The following is a 6,920-nucleotide window of genomic DNA, read 5'->3' as shown; positions in this document are numbered from 1 at the left end:
GCCGGCGCCGGATCCGGCCGGCCGTGCTGCGCACGGTGTCGAAGGTGACCGGGGTGGGGTCGAGGTGATCGGCGCGGGTGCGGAGCATGGCGCCCAACTGGTCCTGGAAGTGGTCGTTCATCGCTCCTCCTCCCCGAGGGCGTCGGCATGGGTGGGATGGGCGGAGGCGGTGCGCTCCCGCAAGGTGGCCAGCGCTCGGCTGGCCTGGGACTTCACGGTCCCCGGGCTGATCGAGAGCAGGTCGGCGATCTCGGCCTCGCTCAGCTGCTCGTAGTAGCGCAGCACGATCACCGCGCGCTGACGCCGCGGCAGCGTCTGCAGCAGCTGCCACATCTCGTCCTGCTGGCCCTCGTCGTAGCGGTCGCTGACGCCGTCGTGCTCGGGCAGCCGCTCGGCGGGGACCTCACGCCGCTTGAACGCGCGGCGCCACAAGGTGTTGTGCTCATTGACGAGGATCCGCCGCGCGTAGCCGTCGACGGACTCGCGCTGGTTGATCTTGTGCCAACTCAGATACACCTTGGAGAGCGTGGTCGCCACCAGGTCCTCGGCGGTGTGGTGGTCGCCCGAGATCAGGTAGGCCGTGCGGTGCAGCGCGGGCTGGCGCGCGGCCATCCAGGCGCTGAACTCCGCGTCGCGCGCAGAGTCGCGGGGAACGGTCATCGCCCCTCCGGCTGTGGTCGTTGGCACCGTCATCACCATCCTTTCGCAGCCAAGACGCGATCGCGGCGCAATAGGTTGCAATTGGGTGCCGAGTCGTCACGCGGGTGCCGCTCGGCGGCCGCGGAGCGGCTGGATAGGGTTGGGCTCCAGGCTCACGATCGTTGGAGGCAGAAGTGCAGCAGGTGCAGGCAGTCGTCGCGTTGGGCAAGGGGCAGCCGGTCACGCTGACCACGATCAACATCCCGGACCCGGGTCCTGGCGAGGCAGTGGTGAAGATCCAGGCGTGCGGGGTGTGCCACACCGACCTGCACTACCGCGAGGGCGGCATCAACGATGACTTCCCGTTCCTGCTCGGCCACGAGGCCGCGGGCGTGGTGGAGTCGGTGGGCGACGGCGTCACCGACCTGGTGCCGGGCGACTTCGTGGTGCTGAACTGGCGTGCGGTCTGTGGCGAGTGCCGGGCCTGCAAGCGCGGCGAGGCGCAGTACTGCTTCAACACCCACAACGCGAAGCAGAAGATGACGCTGGCCGAGGACGGCCGCGAGCTGTCGCCGGCGCTGGGCATCGGCGCGTTCGCGGAGAAGACGCTGGTCGCTGCCGGGCAGTGCACCAAGGTCGACCCGCAGGCGCGGGCCGCCGCGGTGGGCCTGCTGGGCTGCGGCGTGATGGCCGGCATCGGCGCGGCGATCAACACCGGTGCGGTGACCCGCGGCAAGTCGGTCGCCGTGATCGGCTGCGGTGGTGTGGGCGTGGCCGCGATCGCCGGCTCCGCGCTGGCCGGCGCGAGCCCGATCATCGCCGTCGACATCGACCCCAAGAAGCTGGCCAAGGCGAAGGAGATGGGCGCAACCCACACCGTCGACTCCTCGCAGGTCGACGCGGTCGAGGAGATCAAGCGGATCAGCGCCGAGACCTACCCGGGTGCCGACGGCGCCGACGTGGTGATCGAGGCCGTGGGCCGCCCGGAGACCTGGAAGCAGGCGTTCTACGCCCGCGACCTGGCCGGCACCGTGGTGCTGGTCGGCGTGCCGACGCCGGACATGAGCGTCCCGGAGATCCCGCTGATCGACGTCTTCGGTCGCGGCGGCTCGCTGAAGTCGAGCTGGTACGGCGACTGCCTGCCCTCGCGTGACTTCCCGATGCTGGTCGACCTGTACCAGCAGGGGCGTCTCGACCTCGACGCGTTCGTCACCGAGGAGATCGGGATCGGCGACATCGAGGCTGCCTTCGAGAAGATGCACCACGGCGACGTGCTGCGCTCGGTCGTGGTCTTCTGATGACGGCGCGGGTCGACCACGCCGTCTCGGCGGGCACCTTCTCCCTGGACGGCGAGACCTTCGACGTCGACAACAACATCTGGGTGATCGGCGACGACGCCGAGTGCGTGGTGATCGACGCGCCGCACTCGGTGGACGACATCCTCGCGGTGGTGGGGGAGCGGAAGGTCCGCGCGATCATCTGCACCCACGCCCACGACGACCACGTGCGGGTGGCGCCGGCGCTGCGCGAGGCGGTCACCGCGCCGATCCTGCTGCACCCCGGCGACAAGCCGGTCTGGGAGCTCACCCACCCCGACGAGCTCTGGGACGTCGACCTGGCCGACGGCCAGACGATCACCGTGGCCGGGATCGAGCTCAAGGTGCTGCACACGCCGGGGCACGCCCCGGGCGCGGTCTGCCTCTACGCTCCGGCGCTGGGCTGCGTCTTCACCGGCGACACCCTCTTCAACGGCGGCCCCGGTGCCACCGGTCGCTCGTTCAGTGACCGGCCGACAATCGAGGCCTCCATCCGCGAGAAGCTCTTCGCGCTCCCGGGCGAGACGGTGGTGCACACCGGTCACGGCGACGACACCACGATCGCTGCCGAGGCCGCGCTGCTCGGCTGACTCGGCGGAGGGGCGACTCACCGTCATCCTCTTCCCAGCGCATGCCGCTGCCTCCGACGACCCTCATGGTCGCGGAGGTGGCGGCATCGTGCGTTCTGGCGTTCTGGCGTTCTGGCGTTCTGTCGTTGGGGCTCGGGCTCGGTCGTTTCAATCGAGTTGGATGGTGCCGAGTGCGGTGACGAGCCAGGTGTGGCCGTGCTTGTTCGTCCAGGTGTAGGTGCCGTCTCGGTTGCGGACGTAGCGCCAGCCGGCGAAGGTCTTCGCCAGGTGGTGACGGCGGCACAACGGGGCGAGGTTCTCGGGTCTGGTTTGGCCCGGTGGGCCACGCAGTTCATTGGTACCGGCGTCGTAGGGGTCGATGTGGTCCAGGTCCGCGTCAGCGGATGAACGCGCGCAGTGCGGGAAGACGCAATGTGGGTCGCGCAGCCGGACCTGCCCGGCCATCCAAGCGGGTGGGTCGTGCCGATCCACGCTGCCGGTGCGGTTGAGGTCGATCACCGGGGTGATCGAGGCGATCGAGCCGTGCCGCTTCAGCCAGTCGGTGAGCTGCTCGATGAGGATCGGGCCGAGCCGGTCGGTGTCGGCGAGGGCGAGATCGTCGGCGGAGAAGAGGTCGGCCAGCGTGGTGTGCACGAAGACGCGCAGTCCGCGGCGCGGCATGCGCCCTCGCTGGTCGCCCCGCTGGTCGCACTGGTCGACCCCATTGCCACCCCTTTGGTCGAGGCCGTCGGAACCTTCGTAGTCCAGCGTGCCCTGCGCCTCCGCGATGCTCCCGAGTGCTTTCGCCTTGCGCTGGCCGAGGGTGTCGGTGTCACCGGCCCGCTTGAGCTTCTCCGCCTCGTCGCAGACCAGGTCGTGGAACCGTGCGAGGTCGAGGGAGTCGCCCACCACGTCCAACGTCGACGTGCCCGAGGCCGCGCCGTCGGGCCCGTAGCGGTGGTTCAGGCTGACGTCCCAATCCGCCTTGGTGAGCGGCCCGGTCTTGTCGCGGATCAACTCCGGATGGAACTTCGCCACCGCCATCGCCAACACCCGCTCGATGGTCGGCCAGCCGTACCGCTCGCCGTCCGCCAGCGTCTGGTCGAACCACGCGGCCGCCTCCCGGGAGAGCTTGCGCGTCAACTCCGCGACCCGGCGCGCCTTCCAACCCGGCACCTCGAGCAGTTCGACCTGCGCCCACAACAGCGGGAGTCGGTGGTGGAGGTCCAACGCGTCGGCCAGCAGCGAAAGCGCGGCATAGCGGGAGATGCCCGAGGCGGCGGCGAACTCCTCGGCCGCGAACGCGGCGACAGCCGGCGTCCCCTCGCCCCCGAGGAGGTCGTCGAGATCCAATGACGCGAACGCGGCGTCGTCACACCAGGAAGCCGACGACCCGCCGTCCACCACCGGGTTCACCACGCACCACTGATGCGCCAACCGCAACTGCTGCCGCCCCAACACCAGCGCCGAGTGGCGGCCCTCCGAGATCACCGCAAGCAGACACCCCGCATCGAGGTCACTGACCTCATACGGAGTGTGCGTAGCGTCGATCTCGATCATGGAACCAGTGGATCAGAGACCTCCGACAGTAAGACTGGGGATGCCCTGATCGTCGTCTGCTGCTCGACCGGCGTCGACCCATCCGATTCGACACGGAAGGTCTTCCCATCATGACAGCCAGCAACGAGCACCACTCCACGGTCGTGGGCGGCATCGACACCTATGCAGGCACCATCCACCTAGCCGCAAATCGATGCCTTAGGCCGCGACCTGGGCGACCGTGAGTTCCCAACCAACGCAACGGGCTATCGCGCCGCATGGGAGTTCTTGGGCGACTTCTGCACCATCACGGTGATCGGCATCGAAGGCACCAGCACCTACGGCGCCGGCGTCACCCCTACCGCCCACGCGGCAGGAATCGAGATCCGCGGGGTCTCTCGACCCAACCGCGGCCACCGCCGGATGCGCGGCAAGTCCGACCCGATCGATGCCTACGAAGCCGCCGAGCTGCCTTGGCCGGCCAGGGCCAGGCCACAGCCCAAGACGATCGGATCGAGGCGACCAACGATCCGTGCGCACCGTGGGGTCGAGCCTGATCGGTGCGGCGACCCTCAGCGGCGGCTGAAGAGCAACCCGATGCCGAGCGAGATCATCGCGGAGCCACCGGCGATGCCGACGCCCGAGGCGCGGGCGGGCGACCGGGTGAACCAGTCCCGCAGTGCCGAGGCCAGCAGGGCCCAGAGGCTGTCGGAGGCCAGCGCGAGCAACAGTGCGACGGAGCCGAGGACCAGCATCGCCGCCGTCGTCGAGCCGGCGTCGGGAGACACGAACTGCGGCAGCAGCGCGGCGAAGAGCAGGAACGACTTCGGGTTGCTGACCCCGACGATGAAGCCCTGACGGATCGCCGTGGCGCGGGTGATCCGGGCGGTGGCAGTGGCACCGGCCTGCTCGGGGTGGAACTCCTTGCGGTGCGCGATCGCCTGGATGCCCAACCAGATCAGGTAGGCCGCACCGACCACCTTCAACACGGTGAAGGCCAGCGCCGAGGTGGTCACCACGGCGCCGAGACCGGCGGCGACCAGCACCAGCACCACGGCCAGGCCCAGTGCGTTGCCGAGGACCGTGGCCAAGGCGACGGCACGACCATGGGCGAGCGCCCGGCCGATCGTGAAGACGACGCTCGGGCCGGGGATCACGATCACCACGAACGCGGTGGCGGTGAATCCGAGGAGCTGCGCCCAGGTGAGGTCCATGCCGGCACCCTAGGCCCACCGGGGCCCAGGGTGCGCGGCATTTTGCGACCTCCTGGTGCTCAGCCCCTCCGCGCCCGGCCAGCCGCCAGCAGCACTACACCACCGGTCAGCACCACCACGCCCAGTGCCGCCGCGGCGAGCAGCTCGCTCGGCGAGCCGGTGTCGGGCAGCGCCCCGGCCGTCTCCGAGCTCGGCAGCACCCCGGAGTCCGGCGCCGCCTCCGACGGAGAGTCGGACGGGGAACCCGAGGGAGAAGGCGACGGCGACTCCGAAGGAGACTCAGACGGCGAGGGCGTCTCGCTGGGCGTGAACACGTTGGTCGCCGTGACCTCGATCGTCGACGGGCTCTGCGCGGTCACCTCGATGACCTGGCCGGGCTGGTAGCTGACCTCGCTCGCTCCGCCGTCCTCGGTCTCGGTCAGGGTGCAGGTGGCGCCGACCGGCAGCCCGCCGATCGTGCCGGACTGCTCGGGCGTCACGACCACCGAGGCCGGAAAGCCGGAGATCGGCTCGCCGTCACGCAGGCAGGCGACCTGGAACGTGAAGGACGCGGCCGTGGTGGTCCCCTCGACCCGCTTGAGGATCCGCAGTGAGCGCTGACGGGTGCCGTCGCCGGTTCCGCTGCCGCCGTAGAGCGTCACGGTCTCTGAGGCCGTCCATCCGCTGGAGGCGACGACGTCGTTGCGGAACCGGTCGCCGCTCTGGGCGTCGGCCGGCAGGTCGAGCTGGTAGGAGATGACGTAGAGGTTCTCGGCGCGCGCGGGGATCGCGCCGAAGACGACGGTGATGCTGTGCGCGGCCTCGTCGTGCGCGAGCGTGTACTGGTCGGCGGGAACAGGAGTGTGGCCGGAGGCCCAGTCCTGCGGGTCCCAGGCGCTGGTGGCGATCGAGCGCACCTGGACCGCGCCACGCAGGCTCAATCGTGCGTCGTAGGTGTCGACCACCTCGGTCCGGGTCGCGTCGAGATCCTTGCCGGGGATCACGATGTAGTAGGTGGCGACCGTCCCGGCAGCGTTCGTCCACCCGTACTTCTCCGGCTTCGTGGGCGCGGGCGTTCCGGCCTCCGGGACGACGCCGCCGCCGGGGATCGGCGTCCTGATCTCGACGCCGGTGCCGGTGCGGAAGAGGAAGTCGTCGGAGTCGGTGGTGGCGTTGGCCTGTGCCCAGAAGCTCAACGTCCCGCTCACGCCGTCGTGGGTCTCGACGTAGTCCGACAGGGTGCAGGTGATCTGCTTGGGGCTCATCGTGCAGGTGCCGACCACGCTGCCGTCCTCGGCCAGCAGGTCGAAGGAGCCCGCGAAGATGTTGACGTCGCCCGGTGTCCCAGCAGGGATCTGCAACGAGAAGGTGTCCCCGGCGCGGGCGTCGTCGGGCACCGCCCAGGTCGCCTCCAGCGCGAGCCGCTCGTACCGGTTGACCTCGTCGGTGCGCGTGGTGATCTCGACACCGGTGATGGCATCGATCTCCTCGGCGCTGGCCGACGGCGCGAAGGCGAGCACTGCCAGGACCGGCAGCAGCAGGGCCAACGCTGAGCGCCAACGCGCCCGTCGCGGTGATGTGGTGATCGGCATGTTCCCCCCTGGTGTGGGCCACCCGTCCGGGAGGCCCGCTTGGACGACGCGGGGATGAGGTGGACGTGATGG

At 69.9% G+C, this 6,920-nt stretch carries 6 protein-coding genes; 2 read left to right on the top strand and 4 right to left on the bottom strand.

What is annotated here, in order from left to right:
- Positions 1-117 precede the first annotated feature (117 nt).
- A complete protein-coding gene (locus ABD151_RS13585; protein WP_343995237.1) occupies positions 118-660 on the bottom strand; it encodes a SigE family RNA polymerase sigma factor in 543 nt (180 codons plus the stop codon).
- A gap of 173 nt (positions 661-833) precedes the next feature.
- On the opposite strand from ABD151_RS13585, the gene ABD151_RS13580 reads away from it, so the two are divergent.
- Positions 834-1,937 carry an S-(hydroxymethyl)mycothiol dehydrogenase gene (locus ABD151_RS13580; protein WP_343995235.1) on the top strand — a complete coding sequence of 368 codons (1,104 nt, stop codon included), beginning with the start codon at positions 834-836 and terminating at the stop codon, positions 1,935-1,937.
- A complete protein-coding gene (locus ABD151_RS13575; protein WP_343995233.1) occupies positions 1,937-2,545 on the top strand; it encodes an MBL fold metallo-hydrolase in 609 nt (202 codons plus the stop codon). Before ABD151_RS13580 ends, ABD151_RS13575 begins: the two co-directional genes overlap by 1 nt.
- Positions 2,546-2,692: 147 nt before the next feature.
- On the opposite strand, the gene ABD151_RS13570 is transcribed toward ABD151_RS13575, so the two are convergent.
- From ABD151_RS13570 to ABD151_RS13560, 3 genes are all read right to left on the bottom strand, one after another.
- A complete protein-coding gene (locus tag ABD151_RS13570; RefSeq protein ID WP_343995231.1) occupies positions 2,693-4,084 on the bottom strand; it encodes an HNH endonuclease signature motif containing protein in 1,392 nt (463 codons plus the stop codon).
- Between the two features lie 551 nt (positions 4,085-4,635).
- Positions 4,636-5,277 (bottom strand): LysE family translocator, encoded by a 642-nt coding sequence (locus ABD151_RS13565; RefSeq protein ID WP_343995229.1) that lies wholly within the window; start codon positions 5,275-5,277, stop codon positions 4,636-4,638.
- 59 nt (positions 5,278-5,336) lie between these two features.
- A complete protein-coding gene (locus tag ABD151_RS13560; protein WP_343995227.1) occupies positions 5,337-6,848 on the bottom strand; it encodes an Ig-like domain-containing protein in 1,512 nt (503 codons plus the stop codon).
- Positions 6,849-6,920: the final 72 nt, after the last annotated feature.

It is taken from the genome of Nocardioides dubius, from assembly GCF_039528155.1.
Classification (GTDB): domain Bacteria; phylum Actinomycetota; class Actinomycetes; order Propionibacteriales; family Nocardioidaceae; genus Nocardioides; species Nocardioides dubius.
Note: the sequence above shows the minus strand (reverse complement) of the source record. Positions and strands in the feature narration are given on the sequence as shown.

What these genes read in the sequence shown, in the direction of transcription:
- ABD151_RS13585 (WP_343995237.1), bottom strand. Translation starts at nt 660, where the DNA reads ATGACCGTTCCCCGCGACTCTGCGCGCGACGCGGAGTTCAGCGCCTGG.
- ABD151_RS13575 (WP_343995233.1), top strand. Translation starts at nt 1,937, where the DNA reads ATGACGGCGCGGGTCGACCACGCCGTCTCGGCGGGCACCTTCTCCCTG.
- ABD151_RS13570 (WP_343995231.1), bottom strand. Translation starts at nt 4,084, where the DNA reads ATGATCGAGATCGACGCTACGCACACTCCGTATGAGGTCAGTGACCTC.
- ABD151_RS13565 (WP_343995229.1), bottom strand. Translation starts at nt 5,277, where the DNA reads ATGGACCTCACCTGGGCGCAGCTCCTCGGATTCACCGCCACCGCGTTC.
- ABD151_RS13560 (WP_343995227.1), bottom strand. Translation starts at nt 6,848, where the DNA reads ATGCCGATCACCACATCACCGCGACGGGCGCGTTGGCGCTCAGCGTTG.